This is a genomic window from Mangrovivirga halotolerans (assembly GCF_026241165.1).
In the GTDB taxonomy this organism is placed as follows: Bacteria; Bacteroidota; Bacteroidia; order Cytophagales; family Cyclobacteriaceae; genus Mangrovivirga; species Mangrovivirga halotolerans.
In genome coordinates, this window is the sequence record NZ_JAPFQN010000005.1 from 563640 (window position 1) to 584519 (window position 20880).

Annotated in this window: 16 protein-coding genes; 8 read left to right on the forward strand and 8 right to left on the reverse strand. The window is 33.2% G+C overall.

Features of this window, described 5'->3' with window-relative positions; genetic code table 11:
* Nucleotides 1-287: 287 nt before the first annotated feature.
* A complete protein-coding gene (locus OO013_RS10315; RefSeq protein ID WP_266056727.1) occupies nt 288-557 on the forward strand; it encodes a hypothetical protein in 270 nt (89 codons plus the stop codon).
* Here the strand turns inward: OO013_RS10315 and OO013_RS10320 are convergent.
* The 5 genes from OO013_RS10320 to OO013_RS10340 all read right to left on the reverse strand — a co-directional run bounded on the left by OO013_RS10320 (nt 554) and on the right by OO013_RS10340 (nt 9113).
* A complete protein-coding gene (locus tag OO013_RS10320) occupies nt 554-1825 on the reverse strand; it encodes a BamA/TamA family outer membrane protein (RefSeq protein ID WP_266056728.1) in 1272 nt (423 codons plus the stop codon). The genes OO013_RS10315 and OO013_RS10320 overlap by 4 nt on opposite strands.
* A gap of 35 nt (nt 1826-1860) precedes the next feature.
* Entirely contained in the window at nt 1861-2751 is an 891-nt protein-coding gene (locus tag OO013_RS10325) for a lysophospholipid acyltransferase family protein (protein ID WP_369414887.1), read from the reverse strand.
* A gap of 115 nt (nt 2752-2866) precedes the next feature.
* A complete protein-coding gene (locus OO013_RS10330; protein ID WP_266056729.1) occupies nt 2867-5203 on the reverse strand; it encodes a DUF748 domain-containing protein in 2337 nt (778 codons plus the stop codon).
* Between the two features lie 81 nt (nt 5204-5284).
* Entirely contained in the window at nt 5285-7891 is a 2607-nt protein-coding gene (locus tag OO013_RS10335; RefSeq protein WP_266056730.1) for an ATP-binding protein, read from the reverse strand.
* Nucleotides 7878-9113 carry a metallophosphoesterase family protein gene (locus OO013_RS10340; RefSeq protein ID WP_266056731.1) on the reverse strand — a complete coding sequence of 412 codons (1236 nt, stop codon included), beginning with the start codon at nt 9111-9113 and terminating at the stop codon, nt 7878-7880. Before OO013_RS10340 ends, OO013_RS10335 begins: the two co-directional genes overlap by 14 nt.
* Nucleotides 9114-9846: 733 nt before the next feature.
* Between OO013_RS10340 and OO013_RS10345 the strand changes: the two genes are divergently transcribed.
* From OO013_RS10345 to OO013_RS10360, 4 genes are all read left to right on the forward strand, one after another.
* Nucleotides 9847-11133: a citrate synthase gene (locus OO013_RS10345; RefSeq protein ID WP_266056732.1), complete on the forward strand. Its 1287-nt coding sequence runs from the start codon at nt 9847-9849 to the stop codon at nt 11131-11133.
* 70 nt (nt 11134-11203) lie between these two features.
* Entirely contained in the window at nt 11204-11908 is a 705-nt protein-coding gene (locus OO013_RS10350; RefSeq protein ID WP_266056733.1) for a 16S rRNA (uracil(1498)-N(3))-methyltransferase, read from the forward strand.
* Between the two features lie 62 nt (nt 11909-11970).
* Nucleotides 11971-13212: a nucleoside recognition domain-containing protein gene (locus OO013_RS10355; RefSeq protein ID WP_266056734.1), complete on the forward strand. Its 1242-nt coding sequence runs from the start codon at nt 11971-11973 to the stop codon at nt 13210-13212.
* 116 nt (nt 13213-13328) lie between these two features.
* The gene (locus tag OO013_RS10360) at nt 13329-13778 is read left to right on the forward strand and encodes a DUF7832 domain-containing protein (protein ID WP_266056735.1); all 450 of its coding nucleotides are present in this window, start codon (nt 13329-13331) and stop codon (nt 13776-13778) included.
* A 29-nt stretch (nt 13779-13807) separates the two neighbouring features.
* On the opposite strand, the gene OO013_RS10365 is transcribed toward OO013_RS10360, so the two are convergent.
* Nucleotides 13808-15511, reverse strand: coding sequence for a hypothetical protein (locus tag OO013_RS10365; protein ID WP_266056736.1), 1704 nt, complete (start codon nt 15509-15511; stop codon nt 13808-13810).
* A gap of 102 nt (nt 15512-15613) precedes the next feature.
* Between OO013_RS10365 and OO013_RS10370 the strand changes: the two genes are divergently transcribed.
* Nucleotides 15614-16090 (forward strand): TlpA family protein disulfide reductase, encoded by a 477-nt coding sequence (locus tag OO013_RS10370; protein ID WP_266056737.1) that lies wholly within the window; start codon nt 15614-15616, stop codon nt 16088-16090.
* Here the strand turns inward: OO013_RS10370 and OO013_RS10375 are convergent, their stop codons facing one another.
* Nucleotides 16091-16591 (reverse strand): SixA phosphatase family protein, encoded by a 501-nt coding sequence (locus tag OO013_RS10375; protein WP_266056738.1) that lies wholly within the window; start codon nt 16589-16591, stop codon nt 16091-16093.
* 198 nt (nt 16592-16789) lie between these two features.
* Between OO013_RS10375 and topA the strand changes: the two genes are divergently transcribed.
* A complete protein-coding gene (topA, locus tag OO013_RS10380) occupies nt 16790-19111 on the forward strand; it encodes a type I DNA topoisomerase (RefSeq protein WP_266056739.1) in 2322 nt (773 codons plus the stop codon).
* A gap of 1 nt (nt 19112) precedes the next feature.
* On the forward strand, nt 19113-19805 hold the full coding sequence (locus tag OO013_RS10385) for an SIR2 family NAD-dependent protein deacylase (RefSeq protein ID WP_266056740.1): 693 nt from the start codon (nt 19113-19115) through the stop codon (nt 19803-19805).
* On the opposite strand, the gene OO013_RS10390 is transcribed toward OO013_RS10385, so the two are convergent.
* Nucleotides 19789-20871, reverse strand: coding sequence for an o-succinylbenzoate synthase (locus OO013_RS10390; protein ID WP_266056741.1), 1083 nt, complete (start codon nt 20869-20871; stop codon nt 19789-19791). The genes OO013_RS10385 and OO013_RS10390 overlap by 17 nt on opposite strands.
* Nucleotides 20872-20880 lie beyond the last annotated feature (9 nt).

The following is a 20880-nucleotide window of genomic DNA, read 5'->3' on the forward strand; positions in this document are numbered from 1 at the left end:
ATTCATCAATGTCTTTAATCCAAAGATACAGTTTATATTCTTTTTTAAACTATAGTCTGGAATATGAAAATATTAGCAACATAAGTTACAATATAAATATTGTAATATAGAATCTAAAATAAATTTATTAAGAACAGTATTAAGTATTCTTAATTCATTTTACCCTAAAAGCCTATTTATTTAATAAAGCAAACACTTAATATAAAATGGAAATTGATAAAGTATTTACAACATTAAATTTCCTGTTTATTAATGTTCAGTCACCAATTTTGCAAAAAAAGAGAGTTATGGATCAAATAAATTGTTGGAAAAGTGAACATTTACTTTTAATAAAACTGACGGATTATAAAAAGAAGCAAGAATACGATTTTTATTATTTTATCATTGATCCTAAAAAAGGAGATTCAATGCAAATCACAATTAATCAGTTTGATCATTTACTAGAAGTGCTGGAAACTAACTTATTGGAAAATGATAAGCATCCGGAAATTATTGAATGGGTTAAATGGAAACTTCAAAAACACATTTACAGTTACGACGATCTGTACATGGTTTAGAAAGTTTCATTTAAATTAAAGTACAATCCCCTTTCACCATACCTGCCCCACGCATAATCTATGGTAACATTAGCTCTGCTTTTGGTATTAAGCATAAACCTTAATCCTACTCCGGCAGCTGGATCTATATACTCCATAAATTGGATGCCTGCAGGTTTACTGGTTGCAGTCGTTGCATTAACGAAAGCTACCAGGCCAAATAATTCGGGATACTTTTTAATTATCGGTGGAAGTGGAACTCTGTATTCAAGTTCGGCATAACCAATCTTTTCACCCCTGAACCTTCCTTGAGTATATGCTCTTCCTGACCTGCCATAAACATCCCAGCCAATCGCTGGAAGATTCATATAAGGATGCGTTCCACTTGTTTGAATATGTGTGAAAACCCATAATGCAAGTAAATGTCGTGGCCTCCTCTTCGACAGATTGTAATAATTACGATATTCTGCCCAGAGGCTCGTTGAATTAGCATCACTTCCCAAGAACTCTGGATTAATCCTGAAAGTGAGTAAAGAATACATACCGGAATACGGGTTAATTGCATTATCCCTGCTATCATAAGCTGCATTTAAACTAACTCCTGATAACCAATATTTTTCCGGATCAAAACCATTCTCTATACTATATTTATAATGGCTTGTATATTTTACACCATCCCCATCATCAGTGCTCAAATCAAGTTCCACATCATCGATATTAAAATGGTAGTCCAAATGATAGCCTAGGCCCAGATAAAAATTATCCTTTACCTTTCTAAAAGCCGTTTCATGGAACCTGAACAAATTAAAATACATTAATTGATCATCAAGATCAGCTCTTCCCCTTATACCATTTATTACTATCCCATCCCCAATAGGTTTTGCATTTTGAGGCCCTGTACCCAAACCATAAGTAGGTTGATTGGTAACCAAATACCTCCAATCACCTAACAGATTCCATTTTTCTTGATTTGAAAAGACATTACTCTTTAATATAAGAGCCAGCTGTTCTTTTGTTGAATAAGTAAAAGCAAGAAAAGCAGAAGATATCCGTGTGTCTTCTGGTTCTCCAAGATACATACCGGCAGATGCTGCAACACCATAAATAAACCCGGAAGTTGGATTGGATGCAATCGCAGGTAAAGGAGTGATATATAATTTCCCTCTTTTTAATTCTTTATCATCAGCAGTTGATGTTGTATCCTGATTTTGTGCCAAAGCAGGATGTCCACAAATCAATGTGATTATAATCGCTATGCATAATTGACCTGCGAAATAAGTTTTAAACATTAAAAAAATTATTTATGAATAATGTATTAGAATATCTAAGCTTGATCTTCGGAACGTTTCTTTTTCCACCTCTTATGAGTCCATAACCAATATGCAGGTTGATCATAAATATCTTGTTCCATAAGTCTGGTGTATTTTTCGGTTATCTCACCTTTCTCTGTGGCTTTTGGATCCTCTATTAAATCTTCAAATGTAAGCTCATAATATCCCCGTTTAACCTTTTTAATATGCAGATAGACAACGGAATAATCATACCTGGTTGAATACCTTTCTGTTCCGTACATAACAGCGGTTTCCTGACCAAGAAAATCCATCCAGTAAACGTTTTTATTTGACCATTGTGGGGATTGGTCAGCTGCAAAGGCAATCATTGTAGGTTTATCTTTTTTAGATGTAAAAAACTTCAATACATCTTTTTTTGGAATTAAATACATTCCATATTTTGATCTTGATTCCTGAATCACCTTATCAAAAAATTTATTAGATAAGGGAGAATAAATTACAGAAATCAAACCATCCCCAACTTGTGGTGGAAATGCAACTGCAGCCATTTCCCAATTATTATGGTGGGCACAAACAAGAGAAACATCTCTACCCTTTTCAAAATATCTATTTAAAACTTCAGGATTAACAATTTTACATCGCTCAATCACTTCTTTCTTTGAAATGCTAAATAATTTTAGACTTTCTATTATCAGATCACAAAAATGCCTGTAAAACTCTTTAGCAATAGTCTCTATCTCTTTTTCTGATTTATCTGAAAAAACCCTTTTCATATTACCGAAAACTACTTCTTTTCGATAACCAATAAGATGATACAATAGCAGAAATAAAAAATCAGATAGTATGTATAGAACTCTTAGTGGTAATAAGGATAGCGGTTTTATAAATAAATAATAAAAAAATGCAGTCACGTAATACATCATTAGACCCTGGTTCAATTCTGGCACAAAAATCCTAATTATCAGATTACGAATGAAGAAAAATACAATTTTTTATTAACTATTTTTTTTACGTAACTAGATTAATTCCTATTTCAAATCATTTACCTGTGTGAATAACCACCTTAAAACTTGGTCTATCCTGATATTTTTTAGTTTCCTTTTCATCCTGATAGGTAATAAAATATCTACTTTCTTTTTTACCAATACCAGATTTCATTGCTAAATAATTCATAGTATTAATCTCCCTGGCATCCTTTAATGAATTAACTATTGAATATATTTTTTCTTTACCTAAATAATTTAAAGCTACTTCTTCAGGATTATATATGATACCATCTAGTTGCATCAAATCTGAAACGAATTTATTGAAATCAGGATCCATTTTTCCTATACTAACAATTTTTAAGGTATCAATTAAGGTTAGATCTGATTCACTATTTATCCTTTGTTTATAATAAAGATTTTTTAATTGAAACAATGCATACTGTCTCGCTTCCCAGTCTTTATTATAGATATGGATTAATTGGATTTTGACCCCATCTTTTTTCAATAATTTTGAAATGGCATTTAGCTCTTTTTTCTGTTTCGCAGATATAACGCTATCCAAATAATTGAATTTGATCTCATGGAGATTATTTAAATTATTTTTAAATGGCTTTGATATCAATTTTACAGGTGTCGCCGCTGTTTTTACAATCAGATCTTTGACTACTTTACCTACGTTTGGTATAAAATCTGTCTCAGGGTGCCCTACTTTACCCTTGATTGGAATAGATAATCTCACCTCTCCTTTTACATCCTTCATTAATCCTACAGCAAATTTGGAAGGAATCTTTTTATTTTTTGCCCCATGGATCTTTTCCCCTACCTCCAAATGTGAAATAACTACCTCATTGATGCTATTCATGTAGTCATTCTCTATTTCCGTTTCTGCCTGAAGATTAATTACACCATCCCAAAATGGCTGGTCAATATAAAACTCTGTAAAAGGTGAAAAGTCAACTATCTTTATATCCTTAATCTTATGTGATACATAAAATCTCCTGTCTTTTAAAGATTTGAATACAACAGTACCTGACAATTGTCCTGAATAATTCATTTGTGCATCAAAAAATAAATGAGAATCATCCTTATTGGAGTTAAATGAATCCATTTTAGCCATACCTTCAGCTAATAACAAATGGAAAGGTTCATCAGAGGAATAATCATTATATTCTAATCTTCCTTTATCAACATTAAAACTATCTAATCTTAACTCTTTAAAAGAAAACTGCTTGATCACATCATTAATATTAATATATAGATTATTGTAATATTTCAGATAAGCACTATGAATATAATCTAGTTTATCATAATGGATAATTAAACTATCCGGATCAGGATGTTTCAGAGTTATTAAAGAATCAAAATTGGAAGTTGTTAGCATATCCATAGAAAACTTTCTAATGATATTATTTCCTGATCTAACCCTGTATATTCCCATTGAAGGCTTATTAATTTTGATTTTAGATATATGATATTGCCCCTGATAAGCGGAGATTGTATCCACTTCTAATTCTATTTCATCAAAGGCTGTTAATTCAATATCATTTTCTCCTTCAATTGAAAAATCATAGAGATGAAAAACCCCACTAGCTTCTGAAACAAGAGAATCAATATTACCACCTAAAGAAATTTTAAAATCCATCCTACCATTTAATTCTTTAGCATATAACGCCTTGTCAATAAATGGTGTCAAAAAACCTATCTTAAACTCACTTACAATAAATTTATTATTATAAACACCTGTGGACTGGTTAAAAACTCCGGAAAACTCAATATCTCCTCCTGTTACAGACTGACAGTTCCCCGATAAGAGATATTCATTCACATCATAGGGATTATTTTTAACATTAAGATTTATATCAAGAATGCCTGCCTGACCATTAAAAAGCGTATTTCTATACTCAATCTTCCCCTCTTTAAAAACTAAATTATCTACACGAATATTTTTATATTTTATTTTCTCAGATCCATTTTCAGTTAAAATCCTTTCCGCGGATTCTCTTAGATCATCTATATTAATCTCATTTGTTCCCTGAATTATTTTAACATTTAATCCATTTATTGAAATTTCGGATATGTGTAGATCATCACTAAATAATGAAAAAAATAAAGCGTCAATAGTAAGATTTTTAATAGAAAGAAATGGCGTCTTCTCATCCTCTTCATAAATAACCATGTCATTAATAGAGCATGCTGTAGTAAATGGGTTTACATGAAAACTACTTATATCTACTTTTCTTGAAGTTTGTTCCTTTACAGTCTTTATTATAAATTTTTTACCATAAAAATCAATTAGCAAAAAACTTAAAACATACACTATTGATAGTAATATTACGATTTTAGCTGGAGTTCGGTATTTTTTAAGGAATGCAATCAAATTAACATTCATTTTAAATAAATAATCCCTAACAAATTATTGCGAGGCTTAAATAAGTTACGAACTAATCGTCATTACCACCATTTTTTGAATTTATATTTTAATGACATTTTCATCCAGACATTTCTTCATAGAAGTGTGACATGAAAAAAGAAGAATCTGATGAGATCTGGAAATTCTTCTGAGTTCATCTATAGTAGCATTTAATCTGACATCATCAAAATTTACTAAAATATCATCTAGTAAAATAGGAACAGGCTCTGCTTTTGCTTTTATCATGGCTAGTCGGATAGACAAATACAACTGCTCTTTAGCACCTCTGCTTAGGTCATCAACTTTAATTTTCTTACCATCGCTGCCTGAGACACTAACAAACTGGTTACCCTCCTCTTGCACAAACGAATATTTCCCTTTTGTGATTCTGGAAAAGATCTTTGCTGCTTCTTTTATAATAGTTGGTTTAATAGAATTCTCCAGATTTTCAGTAGCCTTTTCTATTAGGCATTGAAGGTAATCTATCTGATAATATCCCCTGGTTTTCTCTAATAATCTGGCTTCGTTTATTGCCAATTTTTGTATTGAAAATTCTTCAGATCCTTTTTCCAGATTTTCAATAGTTTGGGAATTCCTCGCCAAATTTTCTGTAAGAATATCTGTTTCTTTTTTTAGTTGAGTACATATCTCTTTTATTGAATCAATATTTTTTTCAAGTTCTTTCGGATCTATTCCTTTAAAAATATCATCAAGGCTCGTAATTCGTTCTAAACCGAATACTTTTCCACAAGCAAAGAGAATCTCTGAATTTTGTTTTTCTAATTCAGTTCTTAATTCGGATTTTTCAAGTAGATGATTAAAATCCGAATCACTATCCAGCCCAAATGCTTCTAACAGATAATTATACTCTGTAATATATTGTTGTCTCTCTCTTAATTTATCGTTCCACAACCTTTCTTTATCAGAAACTTTTTGCTTGATTTCAAATAATTTCCTCTCCTTTAATAGGGCCTCCTCATATTCATTTAATAAATTTTTCAATTCACTAAATAAATCATCCCTATTAATTTTCTGTTGATGTATTTGCTCAACTTGTTCCTCAAACTGATGTAATTCAGACTCTTGAAATTTATAGGTTTTCACATTGCTTATCCACTCTCCTACTTTTTTGAGTAAATTTTCCGATTTGTCTACCCATTGTTCAAGATCATAAATTGTTGCAAAATCCCTTCCTCTTAAATAGGTATTCAGATGACTTTCAAATCTGGAATCTAAAATTGTTCTTTCTTCTTCAATTTCATTATACAAACCGGACATGATTGCTGTTCGATTCCTTTGCTTTAATATGAGATAAATAACAAAACTGATTGATAAGAAAAAGCTTCCAACAGAAGGGATCACCATGTTTTTTCCATAAAAAATAAATCCGGTAAGAAAAGACAAAAGCGACAGTGTAATAAGGAAAATATTAAATTTTTTAGATGAAGGATCTGACTGAATAATTCTTAACTTTTCATTTTGAGCCTTCTCCTTTACAGATAACTCTGTTTTAATGTTTTTATATTCATTAACGAATGAACGAGACCGATCTAAATTATTATTTGATTTTAAATGAAGTATCTTTTTCTCATCGAACCCTAGTTGCTTTGCTTCATAATCAATCTCCTTTTTCATATTCGTCAACCTGATTTTTTCACTTTTTACTTGGGAGATCAGATTTTCAATGTATTTATAATTAGACTTTAACTCTTCAATTTCATCCTTTTTTAAAATTAATGAATCATCAAATTGTAGTTGTCTTCGTTCAGAATCAGCTTCTGTTAATTCCTGATCCAAAACATCTATCTCAGCTGTTAGTTTATCAATATTTTTTTTCAGTGAAATCACCTGTTTTAGCTTATCGGTATTCAATGATTCATGTAGAGGCAGAGTTGATATTACCCTGTCGTTGTCTGAAAATCTTAAATACTCAGGATACATATCCAATATCCTTTGATTATCTATTAATTCACTTTCTTTTTTCTCCAGTTGTTCCCGTTTACTTATTAAAACCTTCTTTTGTGTTTTAATGTTATTTTTTAAAGCGTAATACTGTTCATACTCCTGCCTTTGAGACTCTTTAATCTGTTCCAGCCCTTCTTTCTCTTCAAGAATTTCATTTAACAAACCTTTTTTTCCATGTCCCAGCAAAGCCTTTTTTCTAGATTTCAATTCGTCTCTTACTTCCGTTAAATTCACATTTCGCAAGCCCATATTTCTGCTAATAAGCATTTCGAAAAACTCACTTCCGGCTATTGATCCGGATGAATTGAGTTCATCAATTGTTATAGCATAGATATTTCTAAATTGATGCTCCGATATTTCATATAAAAGATCTTCTGCCTCCTGATGCAGATCACCATTCTGATTATATATTCTTAACTGTCCTCCATTTGGACCATAAAATCTTTCAAACCAAAGTATTCCATGGGTAGAATGATCAATTAAAAGCCTGCCTCCGTGAGCACCGCCATTAACTGGTTCCATATTAGATAAAGAGCGCTTTGTTGTCGGATAGCCAAACAAAGTATAAATAACGAACTTCATCAAAGTCGACTTTCCAGCTTCATTTTCACCAAAAATCAAATTGATGCCATCAGATAGATTTTTAATCTTAAAGTCCGAAAGCTTACCAAAGCCCTCAATATGGATTTCAATTATTCTCATCAAACTCTGCTTTAAATAGATCAATCAAAATCCTTTCTATATCTTGTTTGCTCATAGGTATTTCTTCCTCATCCAGGATCTGGTCTGTAACTTTTTTCAAAGTTTTATTTTTTAAGTATGCTTCCTCAATATGTTTGGTGATCGGATATTCTTCCAAAAGTCTTTTTAACTCCTTGAAAAATGGATTTGAATTAAAAAATATCTCCCTTTCAATATATTGATCAAGGCGGGGGTAAATATTATCAACCAATTGATCCGCTAAAAATTCATTTAAATTATCAATAAACTCCTCCTTGTTTGAATCTATTTTAAAGAAATCGTAGAGTAATTTTGACTCCCCGGTTAAATTCACTCTATTGACATAGAATTTCTCTCCATCAGCATCTCTAAGCACATTTTTAATAGTTTTTAAACATGAGGTAATAGATTCATTTTCAGAGACATTCAATTCCAGATTTCTAAATTCAATCTTACTGATATTAACAAAATTGAGATCGGGTTTAATATTACTTTTTAAATTCACCCTTAAATAATTACCACCCGATAACTCCTTAAAATTTCTTGGTTGCGGAATTCCACAATAAGCCATTCGTTCGCCAAGTATTTCAGGCTTATGAATATGTCCCAAAGCCCAATAATCAAATTCCGAATTTTTTAATTCGCTAATATTAAATGGTGCGTATCGATGGTGCTCATTTTTAATATCTCCAGCACTCCCGTGAAGTAATGCAATATTAAAATCAGCTTCTTTCGAAATTTCATATTGAGAATGTATTGATTCTCTTAATGCTTTAGAATTATATGAATAACCTGTGAAATTAACTTTTATACCTTTTCTGGACTCAACAATTAAAGAGGAAACTTTTCCTGGATCGAAAAGGTACAGGGCTTTATGCCTAATAAGATCTTCTGGCCATGAGAAATATGGATCGTGATTTCCTGCAATAGCAATCACTTTAATATCATTCTCCAGAAGTTCATCAAATTGCTCCTTTAAAAATAAAATGGTTTTAATACTCTTCTTTTCAGAGTCAAAAAGATCGCCACATATCAATACAAAATCCGCTTTATCTTGTACGGCATGTTTTATTAATGTTTTAAAAGTATCATAAGATGCATCTGCGAGCTTCTTTGCCAGAATTCTATTATTTGCTTTAATTCCTTTTAAAGGACTATCAAGGTGGACATCACCAGTATGAAAAAAAATAATTCCCTCATTCATCAAAACAAATTTAATATAACGTACCGACTTATACCCTTCTGCATTTGACAGTATATTTTTTCAGAATCCCATCGCTATCCTTTCTCACCTGAAGAGTATTCCGAAAACCCCACAGGTTTTCTATGGCGCTGAATAAGACTAAGACTCTGTGAAAGAAAGAAAACTTTTCAAATGTTTACACGCCTAGAAAAACTACTGCCCATTGTATCTTATTATTTACTACTATTAAGCGCTTCCTTATGAAAGTTGGTGTTTAGAAATACTTTTGGAATATCTAAATCAATAATTTTGATTCTTAAGGTATAAAATTCGGCGACTTTAGCAACCATAATATCATACCTGTTCTTTACCTACCCTACTTACATAGTAAATTTCGTTTAAACCAGACTATATTTATAAATAGGTCTATATAATGTATTAATAACAATTGTTAATAATTATTTGCCTGGGGGTAATACTGCTTTTTGCAGGAAAAATCAGTAATCTGTTCCGAGGGACATGATAAATGTTTCAGAAAACGTTACAGATTTCGTTTAAACAACTTTCAAATTGAGTCACTTTTAATTAATTTCGCTGCAATTCAAGCAAAACCTAACAATCGGTTGGTTGAATAAATTTTTGCACTGGAATTAAACTTTATAGAGGCAATTAAGTATGCACAAGTAGTGGCACCTCATAAAGCACAGAAAGAGAATTTGATTTTTGTCTAACAATAAATAAGATCGCAATAAATATGTCTAAATCTGCGGAAATAATTATAGAGGGTAAAAAATATGATTTACCTGTCATAGAAGGAACCGAAGGTGAAAAGGCGCTTGACATAAGTAAATTACGTGCTCAGTCTGGCTACATCACTTTGGATTATGGATTTAAAAACACAGGATCTACTACCAGTAAGATCACTTTCCTTAATGGTGAAGAAGGTATTTTAAGATACAGAGGATATTCAATCGAGGACCTATGTGACAAATCTAATTTCCTTGAGGTAGCTCATTTACTTATTTATGGTAAACTTCCTACAGCTGAAGAATATGATCAATGGATATATGATATTAAAATGCACACTATGGTGCATGAAGATATCAAGCGTATTTTAGAAGGATTCCCTTCAAATGCTCATCCAATGGGCGTTTTATCTTCTTTAATTACTTCTCTAACCGCATTTTATCCTGAAAGTCTTGATCCTAACAGATCGATAGACGGTGTTAAACTAAGCATTGTTAGATTATTGGCAAAGCTTCCTACAATGGCTGCGTGGGCCTTTAAAAATGAAGTTGGCCATCCTGTTAACTATCCTGACAATACTCTTGACTACGTATCAAACTTCCTTAAAATGATGTTTGCCCTTCCGGCAGAAAAATATGAAGTTGATCCTGTAATAAGTAATGCCCTGGACACATTATTGATCTTACATGCTGACCATGAGCAAAACTGTTCTACATCTACAGTAAGAATGGTAGGTTCGAGTCACGCATCACTTTATACTTCAATTTCAGCTGGAGTGAATGCTCTTTGGGGGCCTCTTCACGGTGGAGCAAACCAGGCTGTGATTGAAATGCTTGACAACATCAAAAAAGATGGTGGTGATGTTGAGAAATACATTAAGAAAGCAAAAGATAAAAACGATCCGTTCAGACTGATGGGATTCGGACACAGGGTTTATAAAAACTTTGACCCGAGAGCGAAGATTATTAAAAAGCATGCTGATGAAGTACTTTCAAAACTTGGTGTTGAAGACCCAGTTCTTGAAATTGCTAAAAAGCTTGAAGAAACTGCTCTTAAGGACGAATATTTCATCGAAAGAAAACTATTCCCTAACGTAGACTTTTATAGTGGTATAATCTACAGAGCGATGGGTATCCCTACAGAAATGTTCACTGTAATGTTTGCAATGGGACGTCTGCCAGGCTGGATATCTCAGTGGTTAGAGATGAGAGAGAACAACGAACCGATCGGTCGTCCTCGTCAGATCTATACAGGTGAAAATCTTAGAGAATATGTAGAAATGAGTAAGCGATAATAGATATATTATTATAAATTTATAGCCCCGTACATCGGGGCTTTTTTTATGTCTGTCGTCTAATACCAATATGCAGCTATTTTATCATCCAGAAATAAAGACTGATAATAAGCTTCCTGAACAAGAAGCTATTCATTGTGTTAAAGTACTTAGAAAAACTACAGGAGATGAAATACATGTGATGGATGGTAAAGGTCATTTGTATACTTGTAGAATTACAGATACATCTAAAAAATCTTGTGAAGTTGAGATCCTTGATGAAAAGTATTTTAAAAATGACTTTCCCGAAATTAATATAATCATTGCTCCTACTAAAAATTCTGATAGAATGGAATGGTTTAGTGAAAAAGCAGTAGAATTGGGTGTAGGAAAAATAACAGTTATTTTAACTGATAATACAGAAAGAAAGAAATTCAAAACGGACAGAATAGAAAAAAAGATTATTTCAGCAGCTAAGCAAGCAGGCAGATTTCATATACCACAACTTGAAGGTCCTGTAAAACTTTCTGATGTTTTGGATAAGAATGAAAATAGTCAAAAGTTTATCTGCTACGTTGAGGAAAAACAGCCCATACATTTGTATGATGCTATTGTAGTGGGACAGGATACTGATATACTAATCGGACCTGAAGGTGATTTTTCAAAAGATGAATACAATAATGCGATTAATCATGGTTACAAGCCTGTATCTTTAGGAGAATTCAGGCTTAGAACAGAAACTGCCGGCATATCGGCTGTTCAAATCGCTGTTTTAAAAAATATAGTAAAAACATAATTATTAATAAGTTATTATCGTTATAATGTTAATCTGTTAATCTGTTTAGGGCACCACCTCTTATGATTTTAAATTACATTTTTATACTTTTTTTCATTCTTTCTTTTGTTGCTGCTGTGCTACGGTTTATAGTATTCGGAGACGTAGCCATTTTTACTGCAATGGTTAACAGTATGATGGAAGCAGCTCAGAACGGTTTTGAATTGGCTATTTACCTTACAGGTACTATTGCTCTTTGGCTTGGAATACTTAGAGTTGGTGAAAAAGCCGGAATGATTCGATTCATTTCTAAGTTGGTAAATCCTTTTTTTATTAGAATTTTTCCTGAAATACCAAGTGGACACCCGGTAATTGGTAATATAGTAATGAATTTTTCTGCTAATTTTCTCGGGTTAGGAAATGCAGCCACTCCTCTTGGATTAAAAGCTATGCAGGGACTCCAGGAGTTAAACCCACATAAGCACAAAGCTTCAAATGCCCAGATTATGTTTCTGGTTTTGAATACTAGTGGACTTACTGTCATTCCAATAACAGCCCTGGCTGTACTTGAAAAAGCAGGAACAGAAAATCCAGGAGTGATTTTCCTGCCAATTATAATTGCGACCTTCTTTTCATCTATGGGTGGTTTGATCGTTATGGCTATCTGGCAGAAAATTAATTTACTCAATAGAGTTATCCTCCTATACCTTGGATCTATGACCGTTTTTGTTGTAGGGATTCTCTACTTCTTTACCAAACTTTCTTCGGATCAGGTACAGCAAGTCAGCACATTTGCCGGAAACTTTATTATTCTTCTTATTGTAGTTGTTTTTATATCTATTGCATGGAAAAAGAAAATAAACGTATATGAAAGCTTCATCGATGGTGCTAAGGAAGGATTTCAGATCAGTGTAAAAATCATTCCTTATCTCGTGGCTATTCTTGCTGCAATTGCTTTATTAAAATCCAGCCTTATCCTGGAAAATATTATTGTGATGTTTGAATACCTGTTTGAATCACTTTCACTAGACACATCCTTCGTACCATCACTTCTAACAGCATTTATAAGGCCTTTAAGCGGAAGTGGAGCATTGGCTACAATACAGGTGATGGCTGACCAGTTTGGCCCTGATTCTTTTCAAACTCTATTATCATCAGTTATGCTGGGAAGTACTGAAACCACTTTTTATGTACTTGCCCTGTATTTTGGATCTGTCAGTATAAGAAATACAAGATATGCTGTAGCTGGTGGATTGATAGCAGATTTAATAGGAATCGTTGCTGCTATCATGTGTGCTTATTTATTTTTTGGAGATAAAGTTTAAATTGTTTGTTCATTTTATTTAAATTAAAGAAATAAATTACAAGCGGAACGTAATCACCTAACCTTTGATTAACTTAGAGTCCGTTTTATTTTTTTAAACTCTCTAGAAGCCAAATTATGAATTCAGAAAAGTCTGCAAAGCAAAAGACCATTTATGATAATGCGCGAAATCATTTTTTAGGTAATTTCCCTGAAACTTTACCAATTGAACAGGCATACGTCCATATCGGAATGTATCTTGGATGGATCATTCAAAATGAATTGTATTCGGAATATTTTGAAGATGAAAGTGAAATTCAAATCATCAGATTCAACAATAAAGTGATCTCCCCTGCTTTGTTAAGTGAATTATGGGACGGTTATCTTGGTTTTGAGCTTTTTAATAAAAAAGGAAATATGTTTACCTACTACTATTATGGTGGTGGAATTTACAAAAAAGATTATCAAACAGTACTTGCTGGAGATCTTCCTTCTATATATCATGTGGAAGATAGCTGGGAAAACTTCGAAAAGATCTCTAAAAAGATTACAGAGAGGTTTAATGACTGGAAAAAAATAATAGAATAAAAAAAGAAGCCGCTAGATGCGGCTTTTTTTTATCTCAATACCTCATATTCGGGTGATTTTTCTTTAACTTTCTTTTTTCTAACTTCTTCAAATTCTTCTTTTCGAATTACCATATATTCTATTGGTACAAGTAAAGGATCAGTATTGTAGATTATTTTTAGAAACTTTTGAGTATCACCCTTAATACTTAAAACATGAATAAAGGCTGTGCCTTCTTTATAATGTATTTTCTCATTAAACGATTTAATATTCCATTCTGTAGCTAGAGAATCATTAATAAACTCAGTTTTTAATTTATAATCTTTAAGTAAACTATCAGAATCCAGTAAATAAATCCCCAAGCGTGAAGCAGAACTATCCTGGGTAGAAAAGAAACCAAGACTGATTGTTCTTTCACCTTCATTGTAATTATACATCACTTCTTTATTTTCAATATCATTTGTTGAATATATCGGAAAAGTATCTGACTCATACACAACGTATCTCGATCTAAAATAATGATTATCGATTTCAGAATTTAATGAATCAATAGCATTCTCAATAGTAGATAGATTTTTTTTGATCCATTTATTGAATTCCACCTTTCCGTAAAACTCTTTATAAATAAAATTTAAATGAATTGAGCGCTCAAAATCAGTATTCCTAGAACTTACATCAGATAAAAGAATCTTACTTTCTGCAAGAGCTACTACATGTTCCTGGAGAATTGGTATAATTTCTTTTGATGACAGGCTATCAAAAACTTCATCTTTAAAAGAATCTGAGACTTCATTTTTGTGAACCTTAAATTTAATAAGACTGCTTATCAATCCATTTTCATTGAACTCATCCAGAGTATGTTGAGCATCATTTATATCATTTTCATTGAATTGCTCAGTGTCAAAAGCGGAATATAGTATGTTTTTTGCCTGTAAAACTCTATCTAAATCACTCACTGATGTTTTTAAAAAATAACCTAAATCAGGATAATAAATCTTTTCATTAATAAATATACCAGGGAAATTTACTCCTTTGATCTCTTCAATTTTCAGGGTTTTAATATCAGCTGAAGTATTGGCATATTGCTCTTGTCCCAGGATAATCACCTTGTTACTTGCTAACTTTCTTTTTTCGAGATTCTCTACATAGAGATTTGACAACTTTTGAAATTCAGGTATTAATGTTGAATCTTCCAGTAATATGAATTCATTATAATCTAAAAAAGTTGAAATATGCCCTTTGACTTTCTTTAGAAGAACAGAATATTCTTTTTCTACTTCCATTTTAAACCTATGAAGATCTACTACTTCCCTTTTATGATCATCCATTTTATCAATTGACTGATCAATTTCAACAATTATGTCTGAAAGTTTAATATCATATTCCCCGGTTCTGAGGTCTCTTCGGTAAAACTCTTTATAAAAATCATCATTCTTCCTTATATCCTTTTCATTACCTAGAGTTTTATACCGTTGATAATAATATTTAGCCGAGTCATAATAACTGAAAAAACCACTACTATCAGCGATGAAATCATAACCAGAGAAAATATCATGATATATCTTTCCTGCATATAAGTTTGCAACAGGGAAATCAGGATGTTCTTTTAACAATTCAGACAGAAGAGGCTTAGCTATCTTATATTGTCTTGAAATAACCAAAGGAGATATATCTTTGTAATCCTTTTTCTGTCCTTTAACGTTGAAAGAAATTAATACAAAAAATACCAGATAAATTAAAAAATGCTTTCTCATATAAACGGCAAGATAACAAAACTTCTTAAAGCAATAAAAAATAATTTTTTAATACTACTTATTGCCATAATATTTTTAGTTCCCCCTATTAGATTATTTGTAATGAGTTCGTTGCAAAGTCTTTTAATAAAAATACCCTTTTATGAGGCTTCAGTAAATAATTCTGGGGCTACTTCAAAAGAAATAAATGAAAATATCTATCTGTTAGATGAAACAGGAAATAGAATAGAGCATGATTTTTCTGATTATGATTATACCTTTATAAACTTCTGGGCTAGCTGGTGCCCCCCCTGCCTGGCTGAAATGCCCTCAATTGAAAAACTATATCAGAAAACAGAGAATAGAAATATAAGATTTTTAATGATCTCCTCTGATCAAAATTTTGATAAAGCGACCCAGTTAAAGAATAAAAAGAATTTCACATTCTCAATTTACAGTCCATTATCCAGCATTCCATCCCAATTATCACACTCTAGCATACCATATACTGTGATAGTGGATAATCAGGGGAATATTATTTATGAAAAAGAAGGAATTGCTAATTATGATAGTGAAGAAATAATTAATCTGTTTAATTGATCAACCATTACTAATAGATTCTGGAGAAAAATAATTTTCAAAATACATAGTATTCTGAGAAATCTCCTTCCAAAGCTCAACTTCAGCTCTTAGGATTACTGCTCCTGCAGGGCTTACAGATCCAATTTCAGCATTTGATAGATATTCAGCTAAATAGCTAAGACTTGGATTATGACCAATGATATAAACACACTCCCAGGCCTCCTTAAAATTATTTATAAGATCGAGAAGGTTTCTGACTGAGGCATTATAAATCATATCGTTATGTCTGATTTGAGAAGAATCATATTTGACAGCTTCTGCTATAATATTACTAGTCAGAGCAGCTCTTTCGGCATTTGAAGAAATGATCACGTCAGGAAATAGCTCTTTATTCTCCAGGGTTCTTCCTAACCGATTGGAATCAGCAAAGCCCGTTCCTGTTAATGTTCTGTCTATATCCTTTTCTGCACTTCCGGCTTCCTGAGCCTTTCCGTGTCTGATCAAGATCAATTTCTTCATATTGTGTTTGTTATTAATTAGCTGTTTTACAGTACAATCTGAATTTTAATCAGAACTCTTTATCCTAAATATAAGTGTTTAAGAAACAAAAAATATAAATTGTAAGTAAATTATATAATTCAAATGCAATAAATCAACTTTTATTTTTCGCATTTTATTACAGATATTTGGCACTTTAATTTTGAAAGAAAACAGGATATGGCAAAAAATTTAGTTATAGTTGAGTCTCCGGCAAAAGCAAAAACCATTGAGGGCTTTTTGGGTAAAGACTACAAAGTGACCTCATCATATGGACACGTAAGAGATCTTCCCAAAGGAGATAAAGCTATCGATATAAAAAATGGATTTAAACCAACTTATGAGATCACAGGTGATAAAAAAGATGTGATCAAGGAGCTGAAGAAATTATCAAAAGATGCAGATACAATCTACCTGGCATCGGATGATGACCGCGAAGGAGAAGCAATATCCTGGCACTTGAAGGAGGCCTTAAAACTGGAAGACGATAAAACGAAAAGAATTGTCTTTCGAGAAATTACTAAAAATGCCATATTAAACGCGATCAATCATCCTCGTGCGATAGATCTAGACCTGGTTAATGCTCAACAGGCTAGAAGAATCCTGGATAGAATTGTTGGATATGAAATCTCTCCTATCCTTTGGAAAAAAATCAAAAGAGGTCTTTCAGCAGGTAGAGTACAGTCTGTAGCCGTTCGGTTAGTTGTTGAAAGAGAAAGAGAAATCGAAGCGTTTAAATCCAAGGATTCATACCGTGTCACAGCCATATTTAAAGATGACAATAATAAGGAGATAAAAGCTGAGCTGAATAAAAAATTCAGTACCTATGACGAAGCTGTCAGCTTCTTAAATGATTGTACTAACGCTCAATTTAGTATAAGTAAACTGGAAACAAAGCCATCCAAAAAGAGTCCGGCTCCTCCATTTACTACCTCTACCCTTCAGCAGGAAGCAAGTAGAAAGCTGGGCTTTTCTGTATCTCAGACGATGACTCTGGCTCAAAGACTATATGAAGCCGGTAAAATCTCATATATGAGAACAGACTCTGTAAATCTTTCGGATGAGGCTGTTTCCAGTGCTACTGGGGCCATTAAAAGCGAATATGGAGATAAATATTCGCAGGTAAGAAAGTATAAATCTAAAAGCCAGGGGGCACAGGAGGCACACGAAGCTATCAGACCTACGAACTTCTCGGAGCAGGATGCTGGCAAAGACAGAAATGAACAAAGACTATATGAACTGATCTGGAAACGTGCAATTGCTTCCCAGATGTCTGATGCTCAAATTGAGAGAACAATTGCTACAATTGACATCAGTAATAATGACGAAGTACACTTCACTGCAACCGGTGAGGTAATTAAGTTTGATGGGTTTCTTAAAGTTTACCTGGAATCTACAGACGAAGATGAAGAAGAAGAAGCTAAAGGAATTTTACCTCCTCTTTCACAGGGGCAATCATTAGACCCTAAAGAAATAGTTTCCAAACAAACTTTCTCAAGACCTCCGGCGAGATATTCTGAAGCCTCACTGGTTAAGAAATTGGAAGAAATGGGTATTGGTAGGCCTTCTACATATGCTCCGACAATTAGCACTGTTCAGAAACGGGGTTACGTCGTTAAAGAATCAAGACCAGGAAAAGAAAGAAATTATAATCTGATCACACTAACAAATGGCGAAGTAAAAAAAGAAGAAAAATCTGAAACTACAGGAGCTGAAAAAAACAAATTATTCCCTACAAATACAGCAATGGTGGTTAATGACTTCCTCGTTGAACATTTTCCAAATGTCACTAACTATTCCTTTACTGCTACTGTAGAAAAAGAATTTGATGAAATTGCCAATGGAATAAAACAATGGGACGCCATGATTGATGCTTTCTATGGAAATTTTCATCAAAAGGTGGAAGATACCGAAGCAATCTCGAGACAAGAGATCAATACTTCAAGAGAACTGGGTACGGATCCAAAAACAGGTAAACCGGTAATCGCCAGACTAGGTAAATTCGGACCTATAGTACAGCTTGGAGAAAGCGATGATGAAGAAAAGCCAAAATACGCTAGTATGCGTAAGGATCAGTTTATTGAAAATATTACTCTCGAGGAAGCTCTTGAACTTTTCAAATTACCACGCGAAATTGGTGAATACGAAGGCGAACCTGTTGCCGTCAATATCGGACGATATGGTCCTTACATTTTACACGCAGGTAAATTCACTTCACTACATAAAGATGATGACCCTTATACGATCGAACTGGACAGAGCTATCGAATTGATCGAGGAAAAAAGAAAAGCTGAAGCCAATAAATACATCAAAACTTTTGATGAAGATGATTCAGTACAAGTCTTAAATGGCCGATACGGTCCTTATATAAAAGTAGGAAGACAAAACGTTAAAATACCGAAGGACAAAAAACCTGAGGCACTGACCCTCGAAGAATGTTTAAAATTGGCTGAAGAGGCTAAAAACAAGCCGAAAAAGCCAAGAGGAAGAAAAAAGAAATAATATGAAAAAACTCGTAGTTCTAACCGGGGCTGGTATTAGTGCCGAAAGTGGCATCCCGACTTTTCGGGATGCCAACGGACTATGGGAAGGTCATGATGTTATGGAAGTAGCATCACCTGCAGGTTGGGAATCAAATCAAGACCTGGTCCTGAAATTTTACAACGAACGTAGAAAAGCAGTTTTAAAAGCAGAACCAAATCCCGGCCATAAAGCTCTTGTTGATCTAGAAGACCATTTTGATGTAACTATTGTCACTCAAAATGTAGACAACCTGCATGAAAAGGCTGGTTCATCGAACATCATACACCTACATGGTGAAATTATGAAAGCAAGAAGTTCTGTCGATGAAAGTCTGATTTATGATCTTGACCAGCCACTCATCAATAAAGGTGACCTTTGCGAAAAAGGCTCTCAATTAAGGCCTCACATAGTTTGGTTTGGAGAATTAGTTCCTATGATGCAACCAGCGACGGCAGCTGCTGCAGAGGCGGATATTTTTGTCATAGCAGGAACATCACTTCAGGTTTATCCAGCTGCAGGACTGTTTCAATATTGCACTTATGATACTCCGGTTTATCTTGTGGACCCTAAAATACCAGATGGAGTCAGGGCAACCCGGGTCAAATGTTTCGAAGAACCTGCATCAACCGGTTTACCTAAATTAAAAGACATATTGATCAACGAGTTTTCTTAAATAAACTCAAATCCCATTTTTTGTTTTTATCATAAAATATTTCTCCATTTTCAATAGTTAAAGGAGAATCAATATTATTGTGATAGAGCTGACCTGTCCCCAGACCCTGTGGAAGGATGACGTTTTTATACGCTGTAAACTGAGAAATTGCATTTAAACCAATATTTGATTCCAAGGCCGAAGTCATCCACCAATCTATATTTAATTTCTCAGCATTTTTGATCCACTTATCTGAAACTTTAAGTCCACCTAATAATGTCGGTTTAAGAATTATATACTGAGGCTCTATTGCGGTTAAAAATTCTTCTCCTTTTTTTGCATCTACTGCTATCAATTCTTCATCTAAAGCAATAGGAAGGGGTGTTTTTTTACAAAGCATTCTCATACCTTCAATATTCCCCGGTTTAATAGGCTGTTCTATACTATGAAGGTCATATTTTGATAATTTCTCTAGCTTGCTCAAAGCTTCAGTAGTAGAAAAAGCACCATTGGCATCCACTCTAACTGTAAGGTCTTTTTCTGAAAAGTTTCTTCTGATGAAGTTTAAAACATTCAATTCAGTTTCAAAATCTATTGCACCTATTTTCATTTTAAGGCAATTGAAGCCCGAATCAATTTTTTTTCGAATCTGACTAAGCATAAATTCTTCATCCCCCATCCAGATCAATCCGTTAATAGGAATACGCTTCTGACCTTGATAGAATTCTCCTTCATATATTTCTTTTTTTCCTCCGGAAATTAAATCCAGTAATGCAGTTTCCAACCCAAATCTAACAGAAGGAAGATCTTCAGGTACTAATTCTTCTACTATTTCAAAAGCTTCCGCTGAAGCTAACGGAATGTTCAGATATTCTTCTGATTTCTTTAAACTTTTGAGAAAATCGATAACCTGAGTTTTATTATCTACGCTTAATCCTGGTAATGGAGCACATTCTCCTATCCCTTTTAATTCAGTTTCCGGATCAGTGAGAATAACATAAACCACATTATGCTCCCTCATTACACCTCTCGATGTCCCGGCATCAAATTTAAATTGAAGGGTATGCTCTAAAAAATCAATCTTCATACAACTAAT